The organism is Gemmatimonas sp. UBA7669 (assembly GCF_002483225.1).
Lineage (GTDB): Bacteria > Gemmatimonadota > Gemmatimonadetes > Gemmatimonadales > Gemmatimonadaceae > Gemmatimonas.
This window is the reverse complement of sequence record NZ_DLHL01000056.1, coordinates 26,020-50,912: the sequence shown is the minus strand read 5'-3', so window position 1 is coordinate 50,912 and position 24,893 is coordinate 26,020. Positions and strand designations below refer to the sequence as shown.

General features: G+C 65.2%; 20 protein-coding genes, 4 tRNA genes and 2 pseudogenes. 23 read left to right on the top strand and 3 right to left on the bottom strand.

The genetic code is table 11. The features are described 5' to 3' along the window. Window positions 1-11 precede the first annotated feature (11 nt). The 13 genes from sdaAB to B2747_RS17820 all read left to right on the top strand — a co-directional run bounded on the left by sdaAB (window position 12) and on the right by B2747_RS17820 (window position 9,119). Entirely contained in the window at window positions 12-680 is a 669-nt protein-coding gene (sdaAB, locus tag B2747_RS17880; protein WP_291164157.1) for an L-serine ammonia-lyase, iron-sulfur-dependent subunit beta, read from the top strand. Continuing rightward, window positions 680-1,564, top strand: coding sequence for an L-serine ammonia-lyase, iron-sulfur-dependent, subunit alpha (sdaAA, locus tag B2747_RS17875; protein ID WP_291164154.1), 885 nt, complete (start codon window positions 680-682; stop codon window positions 1,562-1,564). The genes sdaAB and sdaAA overlap by 1 nt, the downstream gene beginning before the upstream one ends. 62 nt (window positions 1,565-1,626) lie before the next feature. Then, window positions 1,627-2,547, top strand: a complete 921-nt coding sequence (locus tag B2747_RS17870; protein WP_291164151.1) for a hypothetical protein — start codon at window positions 1,627-1,629, stop codon at window positions 2,545-2,547. Window positions 2,548-2,630: 83 nt separating this feature from the next. Next, complete coding sequence (locus B2747_RS17865; RefSeq protein ID WP_291164149.1) at window positions 2,631-3,035, top strand: YbjN domain-containing protein; 405 nt, start codon at window positions 2,631-2,633, stop codon at window positions 3,033-3,035. A gap of 3 nt (window positions 3,036-3,038) precedes the next feature. After that, the gene (locus B2747_RS17860; RefSeq protein ID WP_291164147.1) at window positions 3,039-3,899 is read left to right on the top strand and encodes a PspA/IM30 family protein; all 861 of its coding nucleotides are present in this window, start codon (window positions 3,039-3,041) and stop codon (window positions 3,897-3,899) included. Between the two features lie 58 nt (window positions 3,900-3,957). Beyond that, complete coding sequence (locus tag B2747_RS17855; RefSeq protein WP_291164145.1) at window positions 3,958-4,692, top strand: hypothetical protein; 735 nt, start codon at window positions 3,958-3,960, stop codon at window positions 4,690-4,692. A gap of 12 nt (window positions 4,693-4,704) precedes the next feature. After that, window positions 4,705-6,150: a cysteine--tRNA ligase gene (gene cysS, locus B2747_RS17850; protein ID WP_291164143.1), complete on the top strand. Its 1,446-nt coding sequence runs from the start codon at window positions 4,705-4,707 to the stop codon at window positions 6,148-6,150. A gap of 91 nt (window positions 6,151-6,241) precedes the next feature. Continuing rightward, window positions 6,242-6,314 (top strand) — tRNA-Thr (locus B2747_RS17845). A 69-nt stretch (window positions 6,315-6,383) separates the two neighbouring features. Further along, window positions 6,384-6,466 (top strand) — tRNA-Tyr (locus tag B2747_RS17840). Between the two features lie 41 nt (window positions 6,467-6,507). Continuing rightward, a tRNA-Gly gene (locus B2747_RS17835) sits at window positions 6,508-6,580 on the top strand. A gap of 139 nt (window positions 6,581-6,719) precedes the next feature. Continuing rightward, window positions 6,720-7,811 carry a GGDEF domain-containing protein gene (locus B2747_RS17830; protein ID WP_291164141.1) on the top strand — a complete coding sequence of 364 codons (1,092 nt, stop codon included), beginning with the start codon at window positions 6,720-6,722 and terminating at the stop codon, window positions 7,809-7,811. 59 nt (window positions 7,812-7,870) lie between these two features. After that, window positions 7,871-7,943: transfer RNA gene (locus B2747_RS17825), tRNA-Thr, on the top strand. An 81-nt stretch (window positions 7,944-8,024) separates the two neighbouring features. Then, entirely contained in the window at window positions 8,025-9,119 is a 1,095-nt protein-coding gene (locus tag B2747_RS17820) for an NAD(P)-binding domain-containing protein (RefSeq protein ID WP_291164137.1), read from the top strand. On the opposite strand, the gene B2747_RS17815 is transcribed toward B2747_RS17820, so the two are convergent. Together B2747_RS17815 and B2747_RS17810 are read right to left on the bottom strand one after the other, a co-directional pair. Beyond that, window positions 9,116-10,240: an LLM class flavin-dependent oxidoreductase gene (locus B2747_RS17815; RefSeq protein WP_291164134.1), complete on the bottom strand. Its 1,125-nt coding sequence runs from the start codon at window positions 10,238-10,240 to the stop codon at window positions 9,116-9,118. The two genes, B2747_RS17820 and B2747_RS17815, sit on opposite strands and share 4 nt — an antisense overlap. Before the next feature lie 41 nt (window positions 10,241-10,281). After that, window positions 10,282-11,601, bottom strand: coding sequence for a chloride channel protein (locus B2747_RS17810; protein ID WP_291164132.1), 1,320 nt, complete (start codon window positions 11,599-11,601; stop codon window positions 10,282-10,284). Between the two features lie 336 nt (window positions 11,602-11,937). Between B2747_RS17810 and rpmG the strand changes: the two genes are divergently transcribed. From rpmG to rpoC, 10 genes and pseudogenes are all read left to right on the top strand, one after another. Next, the gene (gene rpmG / locus B2747_RS17805; RefSeq protein WP_291164129.1) at window positions 11,938-12,090 is read left to right on the top strand and encodes a 50S ribosomal protein L33; all 153 of its coding nucleotides are present in this window, start codon (window positions 11,938-11,940) and stop codon (window positions 12,088-12,090) included. A gap of 3 nt (window positions 12,091-12,093) precedes the next feature. Next, window positions 12,094-12,324: a preprotein translocase subunit SecE gene (gene secE / locus B2747_RS17800; protein WP_291164127.1), complete on the top strand. Its 231-nt coding sequence runs from the start codon at window positions 12,094-12,096 to the stop codon at window positions 12,322-12,324. Between the two features lie 7 nt (window positions 12,325-12,331). Continuing rightward, window positions 12,332-12,889 carry a transcription termination/antitermination protein NusG gene (gene nusG, locus B2747_RS17795; RefSeq protein ID WP_291164124.1) on the top strand — a complete coding sequence of 186 codons (558 nt, stop codon included), beginning with the start codon at window positions 12,332-12,334 and terminating at the stop codon, window positions 12,887-12,889. 94 nt (window positions 12,890-12,983) lie between these two features. Continuing rightward, a complete protein-coding gene (rplK, locus tag B2747_RS17790; RefSeq protein ID WP_291164121.1) occupies window positions 12,984-13,406 on the top strand; it encodes a 50S ribosomal protein L11 in 423 nt (140 codons plus the stop codon). A 5-nt stretch (window positions 13,407-13,411) separates the two neighbouring features. Then, window positions 13,412-14,101 carry a 50S ribosomal protein L1 gene (gene rplA / locus B2747_RS17785; protein ID WP_291164118.1) on the top strand — a complete coding sequence of 230 codons (690 nt, stop codon included), beginning with the start codon at window positions 13,412-13,414 and terminating at the stop codon, window positions 14,099-14,101. 15 nt (window positions 14,102-14,116) lie between these two features. Then, window positions 14,117-14,620, top strand: coding sequence for a 50S ribosomal protein L10 (gene rplJ / locus B2747_RS17780; protein ID WP_291164116.1), 504 nt, complete (start codon window positions 14,117-14,119; stop codon window positions 14,618-14,620). Window positions 14,621-14,699: 79 nt separating this feature from the next. Then, window positions 14,700-15,083, top strand: coding sequence for a 50S ribosomal protein L7/L12 (rplL, locus tag B2747_RS17775; RefSeq protein WP_291164114.1), 384 nt, complete (start codon window positions 14,700-14,702; stop codon window positions 15,081-15,083). A 143-nt stretch (window positions 15,084-15,226) separates the two neighbouring features. Then, window positions 15,227-18,874: pseudogene (rpoB, locus tag B2747_RS17770) on the top strand (DNA-directed RNA polymerase subunit beta); the annotation flags it as partial. A 513-nt stretch (window positions 18,875-19,387) separates the two neighbouring features. Then, window positions 19,388-19,849 (top strand): annotated as a pseudogene (locus tag B2747_RS20290) (hypothetical protein); the annotation flags it as partial. Between the two features lie 3 nt (window positions 19,850-19,852). Continuing rightward, window positions 19,853-24,166, top strand: a complete 4,314-nt coding sequence (gene rpoC / locus B2747_RS17765; RefSeq protein WP_291164108.1) for a DNA-directed RNA polymerase subunit beta' — start codon at window positions 19,853-19,855, stop codon at window positions 24,164-24,166. Between the two features lie 184 nt (window positions 24,167-24,350). Here the strand turns inward: rpoC and B2747_RS17760 are convergent, their stop codons facing one another. Beyond that, window positions 24,351-24,791, bottom strand: coding sequence for a four helix bundle protein (locus B2747_RS17760; protein WP_291164105.1), 441 nt, complete (start codon window positions 24,789-24,791; stop codon window positions 24,351-24,353). Between the last annotated feature and the right edge of the window lie 102 nt (window positions 24,792-24,893).

The window sequence follows — 24,893 nt, the reverse complement described above, 5'->3', positions numbered from 1 at the left end:
CCCCGCGCTCTGTGGTCTCCCTCCTCGACATCATTGGCCCCGTCATGGTGGGGCCGAGTTCCAGTCACACGGCCGGGGCCTGCCGCCTCGGCCTGCTGGCGCGCTGCCTCGTTGGCGGCACCCCCGAACGTGCGCGTATCGAGTTGCATGGCAGCTTCGCGCGCACGGGTGAGGGGCATGGAACCGACAAGGCAATCGTCGGTGGACTCATGGGTTTTCGTCCCGATGACGAGCGCCTGCGCACCGCACTCGAAATCATGGATCGCGAAGGACTCGACTATCAGTTCGAGAAGACCTCGCTGGGCGACGACGCACATCCCAACACCGTACGCATCACGCTCGAACGCGGCGGCCGCAAGTCACAGATGACGGGTGCCTCGCTCGGCGCCGGCCGCGTGCTGGTCACCGACATTGACGGCTACCCCGTGGAAGTGTCGGGCAACCTGCACACCATCGTGCTCGTGGCCAACGACGTGAAGGGCTCGGTGGCACGCATTGCGGGCCTGCTGGCCGACGCGAACTGCAACATTGCCACACTCAAGTTGTCACGAAAGGCACGCGGCGGTGATGCCTTCATGGTCATCGAGGTGGATGATCAGCCCGATGAATCCGTGCGCGATGCCATTCGCGCGCTGCCCTGGGTGACCTGGGCCTTCCGTCTCGACAAGGTGAGTGCCTGATGTACAAGAGTCTGGCAGAAGCCATTCGCGACGCCGAGGCACAGGGGACGACCATCTCGGCGGTGGCACTCGCCGCAGAGGCGCAGGACCAGGGTCGCCCCGTGTCGGAGATTCGCGATGCCTTGCGGCGCGCGCTCGTGGTCATGCGTGAAGCCGTGGATCGCGGACTGGTCGGCGATCTGCGTTCAGCATCGGAGCTGGTGGGCGGTGATGCGGCCAAGCTGCGCACGGGTCCCGCCGGCCCATTGGCCGGTACGCCATTCCGCGATGTGCTCGCGCGCGCGCTGGCAGTGCAGGAGGTCAATGCGGCCATGGGTGTGATCGTGGCCGCACCGACCGCTGGAGGTGCGGGTGTACTGCCGGCCGTACTCACGGGACTCGCGGCGGCACGTGGCATCGACGACGAGCGTGTCATCGATGCGCTGGCCACGGCGGGACTCATCGGCGCCGTGGTGGCCGAGCGCGCGTCGTTGTCGGGTGCTGAGGGTGGATGTCAGGCTGAGACGGGCGCGGCGGCCGGCATGGCAGCTGGTGCGGCGGTGGAAATGCTTGGTGGGACGCCGCGTCAGGTGGGACACGCCACCGCCTTGGCGCAGCAGGGCACCCTGGGACTCGTGTGCGATCCGTTGGGTGGCCTGGTGGAGTTGCCCTGCGTGTTCCGCAATGCCACCGGCGCGGCCATTGCGCTGGCGGCCATCGAGATGGCCATGGCTGGTATCGAGTTTGCCATTCCGGCCGACGAAGTCATCGACACCATGGGCGAAATCGGCGCCAGCATGGATGTGCGGTATCGCGAGACGGCAGGTGGTGGACTGGCGGCGACCCCCACGGGACGTCGTCTCGCCCGTGAGCGTCTGTACGAACTCAAGCGATCGGGTGGATGACCGGTCACCACCATCGTCTGCACTCGGGAGCGGGCCGGGCATGCCGCGCGATGTTGGCGGGTTTGGCCCTGTGGTCCGTCCCGCTGCTCACCGCGTGCCGCGCGCGCGCGGACGACAAGCGCGAAACCGTGCGCGACGGCGACGAGTCGGTCTGGCTGCGTGAGGTGACGCGCATGGGGCGCTTCGATGATGTCGAGGTAAAGGAGTCCAGTGGCATGGCACCCGTCTCGGGGGACAGCGCGCTGTTCTGGACGCACAACGACAGTGGCAACGAAGCGCGACTGTACGCTGTGGACAGCACCGGTCGGGTACTGGGCCGAGTACGTGTGCGGGGCGCCACCAACACCGACTGGGAGGCCATTGCCGCGGGGCCCTGTCTCGAAGGCCGTTGCCTGTACATTGCGGATGTAGGCGACAATGGTGCGAAGCGGTCTGTGGTGACGCTCTGGCGGGTCGCTGAGCCCCGTGTCCGCGATGTGAACAGCGCCACCGCCACACGGCTCGTCTTTCGTCTGGCCGATGGCCCGCAGGACATCGAGGCCATCTACGTCGCAGCGGACACCTCGGTGTGGCTCATCTCCAAGCGGCCGGCGCGCGGTGCCGCCGGTATGGCGCGACCCGCGCGTGTACATCGTCTGCCCGCTTCCGTGTGGGCGGGCAATACCACGGGCCCCACCGTTGCGGAACTGGTGGATTCGCTGCCCATCGTGCCGCAGAAGGGTGACTCGCGGGATTGGATTACCGACGCCGCCGTGTCACCACTGCGGGCAGACGGCAGCCGTCGCCTGGCCGTCCTGACCTACGGCGCCATCCAGGTCTTCGGTATCCACCCGCAGACCGGGCGTCCGGGGCTGCGCTACGCCCGCTGCGCCCTTCCGGTCCGTGAGCGCAACGCCGAGGCCATTGGCTGGCTGCCCGACGGTCGCCTGCTGTTCACCAATGAGGGCAAGGGCGCCCCGCTGTATTCCGGTCGCTGCCCCTGAGGCTACATTCCACGCGGTGTGTCGAAACGATCCACCGCTGCCTCCCGTAGGGCTCCGCATCCGCAACCCACAGGGAACCGTACATGGTCACGCGCGAAGACATTGAAGCCTTTCTCGACCGCCTGAACGCCGATGGCGCCACCCACGAAGAAGTGGAGCCCGGTTTATGGGTGGTCAAACCCGGCGGTGCACTCGATTTTGATGTAGTGGTCACGCACAATCCGCCGGTGGTGCTGCTGCGCGTGAAGGTCATGCCGCTGCCCACCGATGCGTCTGAAGCGGCCGCGCTCAGCAAGCGCCTGCTCGAGCTCAACGCCACCGATCTGCTCCACGGTGCCTACGGTCTCGACGGCGAAGCTGTCGTGCTCACCGAGGCCCTCGAACTTGCGCATCTGGACTTCGAAGAGTTCCTCGCGTCGTTCGAAAGCATGACCCTGTCGCTCACGACACACCTGCGTGAGCTTGCCGCCTTCCGCGAGGCCCGCTGATCCATGGGAATCTTCGACCGTCTCTCGACGCTCATCAAGTCGAACCTGAATGACCTCATCTCCTCGGCAGAAAACCCCGAGAAGATGCTCAATCAGATCATCGTCGACATGCGCAACCAGCTGGCCAAGGCCAAACAGCAGGTGGCCGCCGCCATTGCCGACGAGAAGCGACTCAAGGACCAGGCCGACGCCGAGTTCAAGCTCGCCGACGACTGGGAGAAGCGCGCCATGCTGGCCGTGCAGGAAGGCCGCGACGACCTCGCCAAGCAGGCGCTCATGCGCGGGCAGGAGCATCTCGAGCACGGACAGGCGCTGGCCACCACGTGGGAAGCGCACAAGATCGAAACCGAGAAGCTCAAGCAGTCGCTGCGTGACCTCAACGACAAGATCGAAGAGGCCAAGCGCAAGAAGAACCTGCTGCTCGCGCGGCAGCGTCGCGCGGAGGCGCAGGCGCGCATTTCGCAGACCATGTCGGGCCTCTCGGAGAATTCGGCCTTCGAGGCCTTTGCCCGCATGGAAGAGAAGATCACCACCAACGAGCGGCAGTTGCAGGCGGCGCAGGAAATCGACGAGGAGTTCAGCGGCGATCGTCTGGCCAGCGAGTTCAAGCAGCTCGAGCGTGCCGGTGGTGGGGCCAGTGCGGACATGCAGCTCATGGCGCTCAAGCAGCGCATGGGTGTGCTGTCGGCGGGTGCGCCAGCCGCATCTCGGCAACTCGCGGCCGGTGCCGCGCCCGCCGAGACGCCGGCCCCGGCGGCCGAAGCGCCGGCGCAGTTGCCCGCCAGCACCGAGCAGCAGAAGACGAGTGAGGCAGATCTCATCGCCGAAATCGAACAGCTGGGCCAGATCAACCCGCGTTCGTAAAGCACAACGCGCAAGCAAATGGTGCAACACGTCGGGAGCGCATGTCCTAGCATCGGACATGTGCTCCCGACTTCGTTTCCAGCCCCTGCTGGCGCTGCAGGACGTCACGGCCGAATGGCAGGCCGGCCTCGCGCCCGCCGTGCATCCGTCCTGTCATGTGATGGTGCGGCTGCTCGACCGCGTGGATCTCCGCGTGAGCCCGGGCAACTGCGTGTTCGTGTATCACTCCGATCCGGCGGGGGCTCGGGTGCTGCTGGCGGCACTCGAGGGCGAACCGCGATTGACGCAAACCCGCTGGTGGCGCGGGGTGCGGCACGCGGCGCCCGGCGTTCGCCTCAGGCGGACCAGCATTCGCGCGGTACTGGCCGACGAAATCCGTGCCGGTTGGCTCCAGGCACCTGCCCCGTTGGATTCAGCGGGGGGCCGGGCCACCGTGGCACACACAGCAACGCCTACGGTGACCCCTACGGTGCACCTGCTGCGTGCCTCGCGAAGCGGTGCGGCGTCGTCCAGCGAACGACGGGCCTGGCGCCAATGGGCCGAGTCCACACGACAGGACGGCGGAGCGGTGGTGGTCCTTGCACCGGCCAATGGAGGCGGAGTGCCCTTGTGTGCCCCGCCAACGGACGGTGACGCGAGCATGGAACCAGCACGGGTCGCGCGCATACGCGAGCCGGCGCCCGACATGATCCCGCAGAATCGGGACAGCGGATTGCGAGCGCTGCGGCTTCACCATGGCCGGGTGGACACCTTACACTTCACCATGCCTCCGGCGTCGTACCCGATGCCCTGAGCCGGAGGGTCGGTGCGTCGCGCCGTCGTTCCCCTTGTCCGCCTGCATCCCATGCCCGAGTTCCGCCTGTACAACACGCTCACGCGCCGCGTTGAGCCGTTCGCGCCCGCCGATGGTCATACGGTGCGCATGTACACGTGTGGACCCACCGTCTACAACCCGGCGCACCTGGGCAACTTTCGCACCTTCCTCTTCGAGGATCTGCTGCGGCGCACGTTCCGCCTCGCCGGTTGGCAGGTGGAGCAGGTCATGAACCTCACCGACGTGGATGACAAGATCATCCGCAAGGCGGCGGCTGAGGGGCAGCACATCCTCGAAGTCACGGAGCCGTTCACGGCGCTGTTTCATCAGGATCGTCGCTACCTGCGCATTGAAGACGCCGAGCGCTATCCGAAGGCCACCGAGCACATCCCCGAGATGATTGCGCTGGTCGAGCGTCTGGTGGCCAACGATGTGGCGTACATCGCCGAAGACGGTTCGGTGTATTTCGCCATCGATCGCTTCCCCGACTACGGCAAGCTCTCGCAGCTCGAGAAGCGCGAGCTCAAGAGCGGGGCGCGTGTGGCGCAGGATGACTACGCCAAGGAAAACGCGCAGGACTTCGCGCTGTGGAAGGCTGCCAAGCCCGAGGACGAGGCCACGGGCGCCGCCTGGGATTCACCCTGGGGCCGCGGGCGACCCGGCTGGCACCTCGAGTGCTCGGCCATGGCCATGAAGTATCTAGGCGAGACCTTCGACCTGCATGCAGGCGGTATCGATCTGATCTTTCCGCATCACGAAGACGAAATCGCGCAGAGCGAAGCCGCAACCGGGCAGCAGTTTGCTCGCTGCTGGTGCCACGGTGAGTTCCTGCTGACCGACGGCGCCAAGATGGCCAAACGTGTGGGCAACGTCACCAACGTGGTCGGCATGCGCGAGCAGGGCATCAGTGGCACGGCCTATCGTCACTTCGTGTTCAGCGCGCACTACCGCAAGCAGCTCAACCTGGGTGAAGAGTCGCTCGAACAGTCGCGCGCGGCCGTCAATCGTGTGGGCGCCTTCGCGCGTCGTCTTGCCGAGGCAACAGGTGGCACGCCGGCGCTGGCCGATGCCGCTACCCGTGCGGAGCAGGCGTTTCTCGAGGCCCTGTTCGACGATCTGAACGCGCCTGAGGCCATGGCCGCGCTTTTCACCTTCATCACCGAGGCCAATCGCGAGCTCGATGCCGGCGGCGATGATGTGGCGGCACTCGAGCGGGCCCGCGCGGCCTTCCGGCTCATGGACGGCGTGCTTGACCTCGTGCCCGAACAGGAGACGGACGCGGAACTGGCGGCCTGGGTGGATGAGCGGCTGGCGGCGCGGCGTGCGGCGCGTGAGCGGCGGGACTTTGCTGCCGCCGACGCGGTCCGGGTGGAGCTGACGGCGCGCGGCATTCTCATCGAGGATGGCCCGGGCGGCACACGATGGCGGAAGGGCTGAACGGCGGATGAGGAAGGGCTGCTTCGGGTGACTACCGCGGAGCCCACCGAGCCGTTATGCTTGGTGACTCCGGCGGGTTCGGGTCCTTTCTGCTGACGTAGCTCAGTTGGTAGAGCAGCTGATTTGTAATCAGCAGGTCAGGGGTTCGAGCCCCCTCGTCAGCTTTCGCCAGGCAGGCCGTTGTTCGGCACGCCGCGGCTCGGCAGGCCGAGGCGCGATGCCGGCGCAGCAACGGTGGGGTACTCAAGTGGCCAACGAGATCAGACTGTAAATCTGACGGCGCAAGCCTTCGAAGGTTCGAATCCTTCCCCCACCACTTGCAGGTGCAGGACCGGTCCCCGTGACCGGGTAGGGTACGCGGGAGTAGCTCAGCTGGTAGAGCGCAAGCCTTCCAAGCTTGATGTCGCGGGTTCGAGCCCCGTCTCCCGCTCTGAATGACATCGTCAGGCAGCGACCACGGCCACCTCCGTCACGGGGGTGGCCGTGTGTGTTTCAGGGCCTGCCCTTTGCGGTGTACGAACAATGGACGCGCGTTCCACTCGCACCTCCTGGTGCCGATACTTCCCGGTGTGATCACTACTTTCTCCACCGGACCCTTTCCGGGCATGGATCCCGACGAGCTGCAGCAGCGCCTGGCCAGCCCAGCGCGGCTTGCCGCATTGCGGGCCTCTGGTCTGCTCGACCCGGGCACACAGAATGAGGTGTTGGACCGCCTCGCCCGGCTGACGGCGCGCGTGCTGGGGGTGCCCACCGCGCTCGTGACCCTCGTGGACACCGATGCGCAGCGATTCCCCGGCATGTATGGCATGGACAACTGGGCGGCGGCGCAGCGCAGCACGCCGCTCAGCTACTCTTTCTGTCAGTATGTGGCCGGGCAGAATGCGCCGCTCATCGTGGATGACGTGTCCGTCGAGCCACATCTGCGGGCAAACCGTGGCCATACGGAGTTGGACGTTGCGGCCTACGCCGGCGTACCGTTGCGCACGAGTACCGGAGAGTGTCTGGGCGCCGTATGCGCGGTGAACTCGGTCCCGGTGCACTGGTCGCCCGAGGTGGTGGAGATCCTCGAGGATCTCGCGCGCGCCGCGACGGCGGAAATCGAGCTGCGGAGCGTGGTTCGTGAGCTGGCCGAAGCACAGGAGCAGTTGCAGCGCCTCGCGCTGCACGACCCGCTCACCAATCTGCTGAATCGCCGTGGCTTTGCCGAAGCTTGTCGCCAGCATCTCGCGCTGGCGCAGCGGAGCTTCAGCGCGTTCACACTGCTCGTTCTCGATCTCGATGCCTTCAAGGTCATCAACGACACCTTGGGGCACGAGACCGGCGACGCGGCCCTCACCGAGATGGCCGAGGTGTTGCGCGATCTGGCGCGGGATTCCGATCTCGTTGGCCGGCTGGGTGGCGACGAGTTTGCCGTGCTGCTCACCGGCACGGGCGAACGCAACGTGGCCGCGTTTCGCGCGCGTCTCGAGGCCGCGCTGGCTCAGCGCAACGCCGCGCCCGACCGCGCCTACGCGCTGGTGGCCAGTGTGGGATCTGCCACCTGGTTGCCGGAGTACCCGGCGTCCATGGCCACCCTGCATCGCCTGGCCGACGAAGCCATGTACGCGGACAAGCGCGCCCGGCAGCAGGATGCCGATGGCACGGCGGCGCTTCCGCCTTGAATGGGTCGGCCTGATCGATTATCCTCTCCGTCTGGCCCTTTTGGGGTCCGGTGCAGGTCGCTCACGTAGCTCAGTCGGCAGAGCACATCCTTGGTAAGGATGAGGTCACCGGTTCGATCCCGGTCGTGAGCTCTCTTCAGGGCAGCCCCTCTCCACACATCGTGGCGGAGGGGTTTGTCGTTTCCACGGTCTGCCTCATCGCGCTCGCCCCGCATGGCCATCGGCCCCCGCCTCCGTACGGACATCGTGGTCATCGGCGCCGGGCAGGCCGGGCTGTCCGTGGCCTGGCATCTGGCGCAGCGGGGGCTCGCGCCGGTGCGCCAGTACCTTGTGTTCGACCAGGAAGCCGCGGCCGGCGGGGCCTGGCAGCATCGCTGGCCTTCGCTGACCCTGAGCACCATCAATCGCTTGCACGACTTGCCCGGCCTGGCGTTTCAGGACGCCCTCGGGTTGCGGTCCGACACCGAGCAGGTGCGCGCCCGCGATGCGGTGCCGCGGTACTTTGCGGAATACGAACGCCGCTTTGCCCTGCCGGTATATCGGCCCCTGGTCGTGTCGCGCGTGGAGCGCCACGACACCGGCTTCTTGCTCACCACCGATCGTGGTGAGGTGTCCACGCGCGGCGTGGTGAACGCGACCGGGACGTGGACGCGGCCGCACATTCCGGTCATTCCCGGCGCTGCGGATTTTGCCGGCCTTACGCTGCACACACGCGACTACGAGACGGCGGAGGCGTTTCGCCATCAGCATGTCATCATTGTTGGCGCCGGCATTTCGGCGCTGCAGCTCCTCGACGAAATCTCCCAGGTGACGCGCACCACCTGGATCACGCGGCGTGAGCCGGAGTTTCGCGAGGGACCCTTTGACGATGTGGCCGGCAGCAAAGCCGTGAAGCTGGTGGACGAACGGGTGCGCGCCGGATTGCCGCCACGTTCGGTGGTGTCGGTGACGGGATTGCCAGTCACACCGGCGGTTGAGCGCATGCGCGCGCAGGGTGTACTGGCACGGCGCCCCATGTTCACACGCATCACGCCAACGGGCGTGGCGTGGGACGACGGCCAAACACTCGACGCCGACGTGATTCTCTGGTGCACCGGCTTTCGCTCGGCGCTCGATCACCTGGATGCGCTGGATATCCGCGAACCCGGTGGCGGCATTGTCATGGGTGGGCGATTGGCCACACGTGTTGAGCGGGACCATCGCATTCATCTGGTTGGCTACGGCCCGTCGGCCAGCACGATCGGCGCCAACCGTGCTGGCCGGGCTGCAGTCGAAGAATTGCTGGCGACGCTGTCCGCGTCCCGTTAGCCAACGAGCGGCAAGGCCACGCCGCCATTCGCCGCGCGCGGGGCCACGTGTGGCAAGCCGGCATCCTCGACCTGCTGCGCTGCCGCGAGGTGTGCACGCACCCGAGGGATGACCTCGGTGCCATACAGCGCAATGCTGCGCCGCATGTGCGCATGCGAGAGAGGGCCGGCGCTGTATTTCATGTCGAAGCGCTGCACACCCATGGCCAGCAAGGTGTCGGCAATGCGACGTGCGACGGTGTCGGGCGCGCCAACATACAGTGAGCCCGCTTCGATCTCGTGCTGGAACTCCCGCTCACTGGTTGGCGGCCAGCCACGCTCGCGGCCAATGCGATCGCGCATCTCGCGCCACGCCGGCCAGAGCGCGTCCTGCGCTTCGCGATCGGTTTCCGCGATGCAGCCATGCGAGTGAATGCCGATGGGCAATGTGGCCTTGCCGAGTTGGGCGAGGGTTTGCCGATACAGACGCACGAACGGCGCAAAGCGCCGCGGATCACCGCCAATGATGGCCAGCATCAGCGGAAAGCCGTAGGTGGCGGCGCGTACCACCGACTGCGGACTGCCGCCCACACCAATCCAGGTGGTGAGTGAACCGGTTTCCGTGCTGGGAAACACGCGCTGCCTGTCGACGGGTGCCCGCGTGCTGCCCTGCCAGCTCACGGGCATCATGCTGCGATCACTCTCGAGAATGGCGGCGTACAACTCGAGCCGCTCCTCGAACAGCGTTTCGTACTGATCGAGCGGAAATCCGAAGAGCGGGAAGGACTCGGTGAACGAACCGCGTCCGAGCACGACTTCCGCGCGCCCGTTCGAGGTGGCATTGAGCGTGGAGAAACGCTGGAACACGCGCACCGGATCATCGGAGCTGAGCACGGTGACGGCGGAGCCGAGCGTGATGCGCGACGTGCGTCCGGCGATGGTGGCCAGCACCATCTCAGGACTGCTGACGGCAAAATCGGCGCGATGATGTTCGCCGATGCCGAAATGATCCACGCCGGATTCTTCCGCGAGGACCGCTTCTTCGACGACGTCACGAATGACGCGCGCATGGGGCAGGGACTGTCCCGCGGAATCGCGGGTCACGTCCCCGAAGGTTTCAAGGCCGAACGTATGTGTGCTCATGGATGCAGCGGACAAGGGAGTGTCAGTGGTGGCGAACCACGCTACTCCGAACAAGTCTCCTGTCCCGCCTGTCGTTCACCATGATGCGCGTAGATGCTGAGCCGTCCTGACACGGCACGCGACGCGAAGCAGGCGACCGCGAGATACAGTGCCATCTCGCCGCCAAACAGTTCGAGCCCCATGACCGTGCAGGCGAGTGGGGTCTTGGTGGCCGCGGCAAAGACCGCCACGAAACCCAGTGCGGCAAACAGTGCGACGGGCGCACCCAGCGCGCTGCCCAGTGTGTGTCCCAGTGTGGAGCCGACAAAAAACAGCGGCGTCACTTCACCCCCCTTGAATCCGCTGCCCACCGTGACGGCGGTGAAACCGACTTTGGCCAATGCCGCCCAGGCAGGCATGTCGGTGTTCGCATCGAAGCTGGTGACGATGCTGGCCTGTCCGCCTGGCGGTGGAAGGACCCCGAGTCCCAGGTAGTCGCGGGTGTCCAGGAGCAGCACGGCCGCCACCACCGCCGCGCTCCCCAGCACGGGATGCAGCCAGCGGCGGCTCACGTGGGCACTGAGCTGCCGCGCGACAGCGTGAGCGGCCGCGCCGAACAGCACGCCGGCTACCGCAAAGACCAGGGCGGCGAGCAGCACCTTGCCAAGAAGCCGTATGTCAGTTCCGCCGACCCCGAGTGCCGCGCGGGTGAGTTCAGGATACGACGTGTGCGCAATGCCCCAGGCCAGCGTGACTGCATCGGCAGCCAGCGCTGTCGCCAGACAAACGAGCACAGTCGTCAGGACCGATCTCACCCCAACGCGGGGCGCGGTCAGGACTTCGAGGGCAAAGACGGCGCCTGCGAATGGTGTCCCGAACACGGCACCAAAGCCGGCGGCCACACCACAGCGCAACATGAGTCGCTGCTCATCGGGGCTGGGGTGCCAGTGCCCGGGGGCCAAACGCCGAGCCAGCCGGTCGAGGCTGGAAGCCAGACTGCCGCCGATCTGCAGCGCCGTGCCTTCTCGGCCGGCCGACCCACCGCCCAGGTGCGTGAGCAGTGTGCCCAGCAGCACGAGGGGCGCCATGCGCAGGGGCAGGCCCTCCCCGGGGCGGAGCATCTCGCGGAACAGGAGGGTGTTGCCCTGGCTGGCTTGTCCGCCGGCCCGCTCGTCGAGCGCATGGCTGAGCACGCCCAGCAGGGGCAGCAGGAAGAGCAGGGCCGGGACCTGCCACTGCCAGCGGGTGACCAGGTCCAGCAGCCAGAGAAAGAGGGCCACGGCTGAGCCGACCGTCAGCACGAGACCCGCCAAAATGACCAGCCATACGAGCAACTTGGCAACCGGAGGTCTGGGGGACCCGCTGGCGGGACCCCCGCTCATGCCCCCGAGGGTTGCGGGAAAATTCGGGTGCGTTTCGGTGCGCCTGTCATTTCGGTAAGTTGGCGCAGCGCGGGCACTTGCGGAATGGCGGCCGGCCGTGTGGACAAGACGGGCCCGTGACTTGCGGGTAGATCCGGGGCCTGCTACGTTGCAAGGCTCACCCCGTTCCGCCAAAGCCGGCAGTGGCTTGTTGTGCAAGCTGCTGCGGCGCCGGTTGGTGCGGGGGACGCAGACACTGACAAGCAGCATCTACGCAACATCGGCACGGCGTCGCGGGAATTTCTCTGCGCACCATGCCCTTACTGGCAACACCGCCGAGCAGCACGGAGCCGCCACATGCCGCGCGAGAAGATCATCCTCGGGTGCACCGAGTGCAAGAACCGGAATTACTTCACGATGAAGAACAAGCGTCTTCATCCTGAGCGCGTGGAGTGGAAGAAGTACTGCCCGCGCTGCAACAAGCATCAGCTGCACAAGGAAACCAAGTAAATCATGACCGCTCCCGTCGAGGTGACGCGCGCAGGGCTCGGGTCGCGGATGGTCACGTTCTACCATGACGTGGTCGCCGAGATGAAGAAGGTGACGTGGCCGGACCGGGCGCAGCTGCAGTCGGCGACGGTGCAGATCATCGTCTTCGTGCTGCTGTTGGGCGCGGTGATCGGTCTCGTGGATGTGGCGCTCCAGTTCCTGCTGGTGCGCCTGCCCGCCATGCTGGTCGGTTGAGCCACTCATGACCGTGTCGATGCTCGAGCACCGGTGGTATGCCATCCAGACCACGTCTGGGCATGAGAACAAGGTGCAGCGCCTGATCCAGCGAAAGATCGACACGGATCCGGCAACGCCCGAGGATCGCCTGATCCGTCAGGCGCTCGTGCCGACGCAGGAAGTGGTGGAGATCAAGAACGGCAAGAAGGTCACCGTGGAGCGCAAGATTTTCCCGGGCTACGTGCTCGTGGAGATGGTCGCGTCGCAGGATACGCTGCACGAGATCAATGCGATCCAGGGGGTCATCAAGTTCGTGGGCAAGGACCGGGATCCGATGCCGCTGCGCGACGACGAAGTGCGTCGCCTGCTCGGCCAGGCGGATCCCGCCGATGAAGCGCCGGTGCGTGAGGAGATTCCCTTCCTCGTGGGGCAGGCGGTGGCAATCACCGAAGGCCCGTTCGCCGACTTCAACGGCACGGTCGAGGAAATCCTGCCCGACAAGGGCAAGGTGCGCGTGTCGGTGAGCCTGTTCGGGCGGCCGACGAGCGTGGAGTTGGATTACCTCCAGCTTCGCGGCTACTAAGGAGCAGGACGTCGTCACCACCCGACGCAAAACAATGTGGTAGCCAGACCGGTGTGGGATGGTCCCACGTCGGAACTCGCGATGAGGATGTAGCATGGCCAAGAAGGTCACTGGATTCGTCAAACTGCAGATCCCTGCAGGCAAGGCGAACCCGGCGCCCCCGGTAGGTACGGCCCTCGGTCCCCAGGGTATCAACATCATGGGGTTCTGCAAGGAGTTCAACGCTCGCACGCAGGGCGGGGATATGATCATTCCCGTCGAGGTCACGATCTACGCAGACAAGTCGTTCACCTTCATTCTGAAGACTCCGCCGGCGGCGGAACTCATCAAGAAGGAGATCGGCGTGGAGAAGGGCTCGGGTCAGCCGAACAAGAACAAGGTGGGGACCATCACGCGGGCGCAGCTCGAGAAGATTGCGACCACGAAGATGCCGGACCTCAACTGTGACAGCATGGAATCCGCGGTGGCGATGATCGCCGGCGCGGCGCGTTCCATGGGCATCACGGTCAAGGACTGAGCCTCATGAAGACGCATGGCAAGAAGTTCCGCGCCGCGAGTGAGCGGCGCGACCAAGCGAAGGCTTATGAGGTCAAGGAAGCCATTTCGCTGGTGAAGGGCATGGCGTTCGCGAAGTTCGACGAGACGGTCGAACTGGCGGTGCGCCTCGGCGTCGATCCGCGTCACGCCGATCAGGTGGTGCGCGGGACGGTGGTGCTGCCGGCTGGTACGGGCAAGACGATGCGCGTGCTGGTCATCTGCGCCGGTGTCAAGATCCAGGAAGCGCAGGAAGCCGGTGCCGACTTTGTGGGCACGGAATTCCTGGCCAAGATCAAGGACGGCTGGCTCGATTTCGACGTCATGATCGCCACGCCGGACCAGATGGGGCAGATCGGCCAGCTTGGCCGAGTGCTCGGTCCGCGCGGTCTCATGCCGAACCCGAAGGCGGGCACGGTTACGTTCGACGTGGGCAAGGCGGTGCGCGAGTCGAAGGGCGGCAAGATCGAATTCCGCGTTGACAAGGGCGGCAACGTGCATGCCCCGGTCGGCAAGGTGTCGTTCACGCCCGAGCAGCTCGAGAGCAACGTCTCGGCCTTGATGGACACCATCGTGCGCTCCAAGCCGTCTGCGGCGAAGGGCGTGTACATCCGGAACGTCGCGATCTCCAGCTCCATGGGGCCGGGCGTCACCATCGACACCACGCCGTACCGGTAAGAGGGAGACGCACCCATGAAAGCCAAGACGAAGGCCAAGAAGCCTCAGAAGCAGCTCCTGGTCGATGGGCTGGTGGCAAAGCTCAACGGCGCGCAGGCGCTGTACTACACCGACTTCACGGGTTTGAACGTGAAGCGCATGACGGATCTGCGTCGCCGCCTGAAGAAGGCCGGCGTGGAGTACGTCGTGATCAAGAACACGCTGGCGCTCCGCGCGGTGAACGAAGCGGGCCTGGCGGGCACGCGTCTCAGCGGCCCCACTGGGGTCGTCGTGGCGCAGGATGCCATCACGGCGGCGAAGGTCCTCTCCGACTTTGCAAAGGAGAACGATTCCAAGCCGGCAGTGAAGGGCGGCATTTACGAAGGCAACGCGGTGGACGAGGCAATGGTCAAGAAGTTGGCCACGCTGCCCACGCGCGAGGAAGCCTTGTCGATGTTCGCCGGCTACCTCAACAGCATCCCGATGATGTTCGCCCTCGCCCTCGACGCCCGCAAAGCGCAGCTCGAAGGCTCCAACTGAGATCCCCAGGCGTTCGCCGCAAGGCTACCCTGACTACACGCCCCAGGCATCCTGGGGGAGACATACGGAGAGTACCATCATGGCCAACACGACTCTGAGCAAGGACGAAATTCTCGACGCGATCGGCGCCATGAGCGTCATCGAGCTGTCCGAGCTGATCGAGGCGTTCAAGGAGAAGTTCAACGTCACCATCGCCGCGGTGGCGGCGGGCGGCGGCGGCGCGGCGGCCCCGGCGGCTGCGGTCGAAGAGCAGACCGAGTTCACCGTCATCCTCAAGGATGCCGGCGCCAAGAAGATCCAGGTCATCAAGGTGGTGCGCGAGCTCACCGGCCTGGGCCTCAAGGAAGCCAAGGACCTGGTCGACGGCGCGCCCAAGACCATCAAGGAAAACGTGACGAAGGACGAGTCGGCAGCGATCAAGGCCAAGCTCGAGGCCGAAGGCGCCGTCGTCGAAGTCAAGTAATCCCGCGGCACCCGCCGAAGGTATTACGTCGACGTTCCTGCAGTTCTGCATTGGAACGCTCCGCCCCGGGGACGCCGGTCAGTTTTTGCTGACCGGCGTCGTCGGGGACGGAGCGCTTTGCGCCCCCGGGCTTTCCGTTCCGGATGCTCCGGGTTCCGCGCACCCCGTACGAGGGTGAGCCCCTTAAGGATATGATGAACCAGATCTCGTTCGCGAAGCTCGAGACGGGCATGGACATGCCCCACCTGCTGGACATCCAGACGCGCGCCTTTGAGTCGCTGCTGCAACTGGATGCGGCCCAGCAGGAGCGCGAGGACGTCGGCCTCGAGCGCGTCTTCAAGGACCTGTTCCCGATCACGGATGTCCACGAGAACTTCTCGCTGGAATTCGTCCGGTACAGCTTGGGCGAACCCAAGTACACAGTCGCCGAATGCATCGAGCGCGACATGACGTACTCGGCCCCGCTCAAGGCCACCCTGCAACTCGTCATTTTCGAGGATACCGGCGACGGCAAGCGTCCCCGGAACATCATCGAGAAGGAAGTCTATCTTGGCGAACTGCCGCTGCTCACCGAGCTCGGCACCTTCGTCATCAACGGCGCGGAGCGCGTGATTGTCTCGCAGCTCCACCGCTCGCCCGGCGTCGTGTTCGAAGAGAGCACGCACCCCAACGGCCAGCGGCTGTTGTCGTCGCGGATCATTCCCTTCCGCGGCTCCTGGGTGGAGTTCACCGTGGACATCCACGATGTGATCTACGTCCACATCGACAAGAAGAAGAAGTTCCCGGCCACCGCGCTGCTGCGCGCCTTTGGCTACGGCGAGAACCGCGACATCCTGCGGCTCTTCTTCGCCGAACGGGATCTCGACCTGGTCAAGAAGCGCGAAACGCGCAATGACCAGCGCGAAGTGCTGGGCGCCATCATTGCCGAAGACCTCTCCCTCGAGGGCGAAGTCACCGCGGCCGATGCGCCGAAGCCCAAGACCAAGAAGGCCAAGGCCGAGCGCGAGCGCTCGGAGGCCGAGCTGCTCGTGCGTGAGGGTGACGAGCTGACGGAAGAGGTGCTCAACCGCCTCGTGCGTCAGGGCGTCAAGACCATCAAGGTCTTCGCCTCGTACACGCAGATCGACCTGCGCGACGAACAGGACGCGATCGACCGCGGCGAGCGCGAAGTGCGCCGCACGCTGGCGCGCGACGTCGTCGATCAGGACACGGGTGAAGTGATCGCCGAAAAGGATTCGACGCTGACCGACGCGGTCATCAAGCGCATCCGCAAGGCGGACATCGTGAAAGTGTTCGTGTTCGTCGCCTCCGGCCGCGCCGAGTCGACGCTCATCAAGAACACGCTGGCCAAGGACCCGACCAAGCACGAGGAGGAGGCGCTCAAGCAGATCTATGCGCTCCTTCGTCCGGGCGACGCGCCCAACCGCGAGACGGCCAAGCAGGCGCTGGAGCGCCTGTTCTTCTCGCCCAAGCGCTACGACCTCGGTCGTGTCGGTCGTTACAAGATCAATCAGCGCCTGCGCCTCAACACGCCCATGAGCACCACGGTCCTCACGAAGGAAGACTTCGTGGAGATCATGCGCCAGCTCGTGGAACTGCACGAAGGCCGCGGCGATGTGGACGACATCGATCAGCTGGGCAATCGTCGCATCCGCTCCGTGGGTGAGCTGATCGCGAATCAGTTCTCCGTTGGCCTCTCGCGCATGGCGCGTCTGGTCAAGGAGCGCATGTCCATCAACACCGATCCGGAAAAGATCAGCCTCGACGACCTCGTCAACGCCCGCACGGTGTCGGCGGTCATCCAGGCCTTCTTCGGTTCGTCGCAGCTCTCGCAGTTCATGGACCAGACCAACCCGCTGGCCGAACTGACGCACAAGCGGCGTCTGTCGGCCCTCGGCCCGGGCGGTCTGACGCGCGAGCGCGCCGGCTTCGAAGTGCGCGACGTGCACTACTCGCAGTACGGCCGCATGTGCCCCATCGAGACGCCGGAAGGTCCGAACATCGGCCTCATCACGTCGCTCGCCTGCTTCGCCCGCGTGAACGATCTCGGCTTCATCGAGACTCCGTACCGCATCGTGAAGGACAGCCGGGTGACGGGCGAAATCGTGTGGCTCGACGCGAACCGCGAAGAGGACGCGATCATCGCGCAGGCCAACTCGAAGCTCAACCCGGACGGCACGTTCGTCGATTCGCTGGTGCTCTCACGCAAGCGCGGTGACCTGCCGCTCGAGCCGCCCGAGAACATCGATTACATGGACGTGGCGCCGGAGCAGCTGGTCTCCATCGCCGCCGCGCTCATTCCGTTCCTCGAGCACGACGACGCCAATCGCGCCCTCATGGGCTCGAACATGCAGCGTCAGGCCGTACCGCTGCTCAACCCGGCCACGCCGCTGGTGGGTACGGGCCTTGAAGCCACGGTCGCCGTGGACTCGGGCGCCGTCATCATCGCGCGCCGCGCGGGCACGGTCACGAGCGTGACGGCCGACGAGATCATCGTCGATGCCGGCCTCGACATGGTGCCGCTCGAGGGCGACCGCCCGTTGGCGCGCCTTGGCCAGCTCGATCGCTATCGCCTCAAGAAGTACTGGCGCACCAACCAGGACACGGCCATCAACCAGCGGCCACTCGTGCAGCTGGGTCAGAAGGTCGCGAAGGGTGAAGTGCTGGCCGACGGCGCCGCCACCGAAATGGGGCAGCTGGCGCTGGGCCGCAACGTCACGGTGGCCTTCATGCCGTGGTACGGCCACAACTTCGAAGACGCCATCGTGCTCTCCGAGCGCCTGGTGAAGTTCGACGTGTTCTCGTCGATTCACATCCAGGAGCTCGAACTGCACGTGCGCGACACGAAGCGCGGGCAGGAAGAAATCACGCGCGAAATTCCGAACGTCGCCGAGGAATCGCTGGTCGATCTCGACGAGCGTGGCATCGTGCGCATCGGCGCCTCGGTCAAGCCCGGCGACATCCTCGTCGGCAAGATCACGCCGAAGGGTGAGACGGAACTCTCACCGGAAGAGAAGCTCCTCACGGCCATCTTCGGTGAGAAGGCCAAGGACGTGAAGGACAGCTCGCTCAAGGTGCCGCCCGGCATGGAAGGCACGGTCATCGACGTGAAGATCTTCTCGCGCGTCGAAGATCAGGTGGTCGAAAAGGATCGCGGTGAGCGCATCGGTGAAGTGCGTCGTCTCGAGGGCGAGGAGAAGATCCGCGTCAACGAGGTGCGTGACGCCGAACTGGCCGCGCTGCTCGAGGGCGAAGTGGTGGCCCTGGCGCTCAAGGCGGGCACGGTGGAAGAGGCCATTGCGGCCGGCACCACGCTCACCAAGGAGCTGCTGGCGGGTCTGCGCTTCGCGACGCTCGATCTCAAGACCTTCCGTGTCGAGAACAAGAAGGCCAACGAGCGCGTGCGCGAGATCATCGACGCCGCGAACGAAGAGAAGAGCCGCATCGAAGAGCGGGCGGAAGAGCGCATCGACCGCATTCTGCAGCCCGACGAGTTGCCGCCGGGCGTGATTCAGCTCGTGAAGGTGTATCTGGCCGAGAAGCGCAAGATCTCGGTCGGTGACAAGATGGCCGGTCGTCACGGCAACAAGGGTATCGTGGCGCGTATCGTGCCCGAGGAAGACATGCCCTTCCTGCCGAACGGTCGTCCGGTGGACATCGTGCTCAACCCGCTGGGCGTGCCGTCGCGCATGAACGTGGGTCAGATCCTCGAGACGCACCTCGGCTGGGCCGCGAAGTTGCTCAACTTCTACGCCAAGACGCCGGTGTTCGAGGGCGCGAACGAGCGCGAAATCGGCCTGCTCATGAAGCTGGCCGGCGTGCGCTGGGCGCGCGAAACGCTCATGCTGGGTGACAGCAGCACGGACGCGACGCCGGCGGAGATCAAGGTGTTGCTGGCCGACATCAAGCCCGATCGTCGTCTGCCGGACAAGGTCACGCTGCTGCGCGACGCCAATCTCAACGACCTCGGGTCGAAGGAGATGTCGGCGGAGACGAAGGCGCTGTACAACCGCATCAAGGACTTCACGATCAAGTCGGCGCGTGTGCTGGCTGAGCGTGAGATCGACGCGGTGAAGGCGGCCATTGCCATTCACCGTCAGGATGTCGAGGAACTGCCGGGTGACGCGGCGGCGGCCATCAGTCTGCTCGAGGAGCAGGCGGCCCTGTCGCACGCCGATACGCTGCTGCGCATCGGTCAGCCGGCGCTCGCCGGGATGGTGTCGGGCGGCAAGGATGCGGATGTCGATGCGGCGGCCACCGAACTCATTCGCCTTGCCGGGCTCACGCCCACTGGCAAGGTGAACCTGCGTGACGGCCGCACGGGCGAAACGTTCCATGCGCCGGTCACGGTCGGTGAGATCTACATGCTGAAGCTGTCGCACCTCGTGGACGACAAGATTCACGCGCGTTCCATCGGACCGTACTCGCTGGTCACGCAGCAGCCGCTCGCCGGCAAGGCGCAGTTCGGCGGCCAGCGCTTCGGTGAAATGGAAGTGTGGGCCCTCGAGGCCTACGGCGCGGCGCACACGCTGCAGGAAATCCTCACCGTCAAGTCTGACGACGTGAACGGCCGCAGCCGTGTGTACGAGGCCATCGTGAAGGGCCAGAACCTGCCGGAACCCGGCATCCCGGAGTCGTTCAACGTGCTCGTGAAGGAACTGCAGGCGCTTGGCATCAAGGTCACGCTGGGGTCCACCGACGGTGGCCCCGGTGTGGAGCTCATCGATGCGGGCGGCAACAACGGTGGCCTCGGCGGGGAGGAATAACGCATGATCGATTTCCGCAGCACGCGCGAAGCCCGCGCGTCGGCGTTCGACTACATGTCGGTCCGCATCGCCTCGCCCGAGGAGATTCGCGGCCCGAAGGACCCCAAGGAGCGCGAGCGGCTGGAGATGGCCGGTCTGCGCACCTGGTGGTCGTGGGGCGAAGTCACCAAGCCCGAAACCATCAACTACCGCTCCTTCAAGCCTGAGAAGGACGGTCTGTTCTGCGAGCGCATTTTCGGTCCGGTCAAGGACTGGGAATGCCATTGCGGCAAGTACAAGCGCATCCGTTATCGCGGCGTGATCTGCGATCGCTGCGGCGTGGAAGTCACGCTCAGCAAGGTGCGTCGTGAGCGCATGGGTCACATTGAACTGGCGGTGCCGGTCGCGCACATCTGGTTCTTCAAGACCCTGCCGTCGCCCATGGGCAACCTGCTCGACGTCACGCTGCGTGACCTCGAGAAGGTGATCTACTACAGCAACTACATCGTCATCGATCCGGGCAGCCAGGAAGTGCGTGTGCGCCAGCTGCTCGACGAAGACGAGTATCTGACGCTGCGCCAGAAGGCCAAGGCCGAAGGCGACACGGCGTTCCAGTGTGACATCGGCGCGCCCGCCGTGCGTGAGCTGCTCAAGCGCCTCGACGTCGACAAGACGGCCGAGGAGCTGCGCACGAACGTGGTGGGTGAGACCTCGCAGCATCGCAAGAAGCAGATGCTGAAGCGTCTGAAGATCGTCGACGCGTTCCGCACGTCGGGTGAGGGCGGGGAAATCCGCAATCGGCCGGAGTGGATGATCCTGGACGTGATTCCGGTGATCCCGCCCGACCTGCGTCCGCTCGTGCCGCTCGATGGCGGCCGGTTCGCGACGTCCGACCTGAACGACCTGTATCGCCGCGTCATCAACCGCAACAACCGTCTCCAGAAGCTCATCTCGCATCGCGCGCCGGAAGTCATCCTGCGCAACGAGAAGCGCATGCTGCAGGAGGCGGTGGACGCGCTGTTCGACAACGGGCGTCGCTCCAAGGCCATTCGTGGCCGCGGCAAGCGTCCGCTCAAGTCGCTGTCCGACATGCTCAAGGGCAAGCAGGGCCGGTTCCGTCAGAACCTGCTCGGCAAGCGCGTGGACTACTCGGGCCGTTCGGTCATCGTCGTGGGTCCGGAGCTCAAGCTGCACCAGTGCGGCTTGCCGAAGGCCATGGCGCTCGAGCTCTTCAAGCCGTTCATCATCCACAAGCTGGTGGAGAGCGGCGAAGCGGAGACCGTGAAGCGCGCCAAGAAGATCGTGGAGCGCGAAAACGCGATGGTGTACGAGGTGCTGGAAGGCATCATCCGCGACCATCCGGTGCTGCTCAACCGCGCGCCCACGCTGCATCGCCTAGGCATTCAGGCTTTCGAGCCGGTGCTGGTGGAAGGCAAGGCCATTCGTATTCACCCGCTCGTGTGCGCGGCGTTCAACGCCGACTTCGACGGTGACCAGATGGCCGTGCACGTGCCGCTGTCGTTCGAGGCGCAGATCGAAGCGCGCGTGCTGATGCTGTCGTCGAACAACATCCTCAAGCCGTCGGACGGTCGTCCGGTGGCCGAGCCGTCGCAGGACATCGTGCTCGGTTGCTACGTGGCCACGAAGGCGCCGACGGACTTCGACAAGCTCGTGAAGGATGCCGCGTGGGTGGCCAAGCTGCCGGCCTACACGTCGACGGCAGAAGTGGAACTGGCCATCGCCAACGGGCGCGCGACCACGCAGACGCCCTGCCGCTGGCTGGATCGTCGTGGCGACACGCCGACCTGGATCACGACGACCACGGGCCGTGTGCTGTTCGACACGATCGTGCCGGCTGGTCTGGCGTTCAAGAACTTCGACATGAAGAAGAAGGCGCTCGGCCAGCTGGTCTTCGAGAGCTACCGCCAGGCGGGACTCGCGGAGACGGTGCAGCTGCTCGATCGCCTCAAGGAATTCGGTTTCCGCAACGCCACGCGCGGCGGCGTGTCCATCGGTATCGAGGACCTGCACATCCCGCGTGAGAAGGAGTCGCTGCTCAAGGAAGCGTCGGAGCGCGTGGAGCGCTTCCAGCGTGCCTACGCGACCGGCAACATCACGAACGGCGAACGCTACAACAAGGTCATCGACACCTGGACGCACGCCAACACCGACATTGCGGACGCCATGGTCAAGACCATGCGCGAATCGCAGGGTGGCTTCAATCCGGTGTTCATGATGTTCGACTCCGGATCCCGTGGTAGCCGCGACCAGATCCGCCAGCTGGCGGGTATGCGCGGTCTCATGGCGAAGCCGCAGAAGAAGCTCACGGGTGGTATCGGCGAAATCATCGAAAACCCGATCAAGTCGAACTTCCGTGAAGGACTGTCGGTGCTCGAGTACTTCTCGTCCACGCACGGCGCCCGCAAGGGTCTGGCGGACACGGCGCTCAAGACGGCCGACGCCGGCTACCTGACGCGTCGTCTGGTGGACGTGGCGCAGGACATGACGATCACCGAAGAGGATTGCGGCACGATCCTCGGTATCGACACGGCCGCGCTGAAGGAAGGCGAGGATGTCATCGAGCCGCTCGCCGAGCGTCTCGTGGGCAACGTGGCGGCCGAGGATGTCTACGACCCCATGGAGCGCGACGAGGCCGGACGGGCGAAGCTGCTGGTGGAAGCCGGCAAGCTGATCTCGGAAGAAATGGCGCAGGCCATCGAGGACTCGGGCATCGAAACGGTGAAGATCCGTTCCGTGCTCACCTGCGAAGCCAAGCGGGGTCTCTGCCGCATGTGCTACGGCCGCAACCTGGCCACCATGCAGATGGTGGACTTGGGCGAGGCGGTGGGCATCATTGCCGCGCAGTCCATCGGCGAGCCCGGCACGCAGCTCACGCTGCGTACGTTCCACGTCGGTGGTACGGCGGCGCGTATCGCCGAGCAGACGGCGCGCAAGACGAAGAAGGCCGGTGTCATCGAGTTCGGCGACCGTCTCGTGACGGTGCTCAACCCGGAAGGCCAGAAGGTCGTGACGTCGTACGAAGGTGAGCTGATCATCAAGGCCTCGGCGGAGAAGAATGCCGCCATCGAAGCGCGCCTGCAGGTGCCGCTCGGTGCCTACCTCATGGTCGAGGATGGTCAGTTCGTGAAGAAGGAAGACACGGTGTTCACGTGGGACCCGTACTCGAATCCGATCATCGCGGATATCGAAGGTACGGTGCGCTTCGTGGATCTCGTGGAAGACGAATCGCTGTCGGAAGAGCTCGACGAACTGACCGGTCTGCGTCAGCGCGTGGTGATCGAAGACCGCGAGAAGAAGCTGCATCCGCACATCGAGATCTGGCAGAACAAGGGCGGCAAGGAGAAGCGCGTGCGCGACTTCATTCTGCCCGTGGGCGCCGTCATCACGATCGAGGATGGCCAGGAGATCCCGGCCGGTACGATCCTCGCCAAGATCAGCCGCGAAGCCTACAAGACGCGCGACATCACCGGTGGTCTGCCGCGCGTGGCCGAGCTGTTCGAAGCGCGTCGTCCGAAGGATCCGGCGACGATCTCCGAGATCGACGGGTTCGTGCGCTTCGGCGAGATCAAGCGCGGCAAGCGCGAGGTCTTCGTCCGTCCGGCCACGGTGGACAAGGGTGTCTGGCAGGTGGACGAGTCGCAGCCTGAGCAGGTGTACGAGGTGCCGTCAGGCAAGCACCTGCGTGTGCACGAGGGCGACCGCGTGCGCGCCGGTGACCGCATCAGCGAAGGTCCGGTCAACCCGCACGACATTCTGCGCATCAAGGGCCCGCGTGCCGTGCAGGAGTACCTGCTGAACGAAGTGCAGGAGGTGTACCGCCTGCAGGGCGTGAAGATCAACGACAAGCACATCGGCGTGATCGTCAAGCAGATGCTCCAGAAGGTACGCATCGCGGATTCGGGCGATACCGAACTCCTCGAGGGCGAGCATGTCGATCGCTCGCAGTTCCGCGAAGTGAACGAGGACGCCAAGAAGCGGAAGATCCGTCAGGCGACGGAAGAGCCGCTGCTGCTCGGCATCACCAAGGCCTCGCTCACCACGCAGTCGTTTGTGTCGGCGGCCTCCTTCCAGGAGACCACGCGCGTTCTCACCGACGCGGCCATCCGTGGCTCACGCGACGATCTGCTGGGTCTCAAGGAGAACATCATCATCGGCCACCTCATCCCGGCCGGTACGGGTATGTACCGCTACCAGGAAGTGGATGTGGAGTCGGACTCGCTGCCGGAGCCGGAGCCGGTGCCCGAGGCGCTGGAGCCGAACTTCGAGGCGCTGCTGCCTTCGTTTGAGCCCACAGCCTTCACCATGCCCGACGACTAACCTCGTTGAGATGTGGGATGGTGAGAGAAACGGCCGGGAGACTTTGTCTCCCGGCCGTTTCTTGTTGGGATGTGGGAGATGGGACAGAAATAGAGGATGAGATGTGAGCAACCAATGAGATGGGAGATGGGATCGGGGTTTCCCGGGTCTGGGGTCTGGGGTCTGGAGTCTGGGGTCGGAGGTCTCAGGTCTCAGTCTGGGTCTGGGTCTGGGTCTGGGTCGGGGTCGGGGTCTGGGGCTCCACGGCTCCTGCATTCGATTCCCGACGCTGCAAGTACTTTCGCCAGCCAAAGATCATCTTGCGAACCACGATCGTTTCGTCGATCCAGTCATTCGCGATGTCCGGAAATGCGCACAGGGCCACGGCCAATCGGAGCTGCAGCTCGAGCTCATTGCATGATCCGATGGCAACCCGCAGAAAGGACTCGCAGCGCTTCGGCGAATCGAACGCCGCCGCTTCGGTAAGGTTGCTGGCAACCGAGTCAGCGGCGCGCAGCATCTGGGACCTGAGGCCCGGTCCTCGCGCCGAGAGCCCGTCGGCGTGTTGCTCGGCCAGCCGGTGAACTTCCACGGTCAGCGCAAAGGCGCGATCGATGACTTTGAGTCTCGCGGGATTGTGTGGCATGGGCCACGCTAACGCCAACAGCCTCGCGAAGTCTCATCAATTCGTCGCCTGTTGTGCTCGGGCAACGCACCCCAACCGCAACCCCAACCCCAACCCCAACCC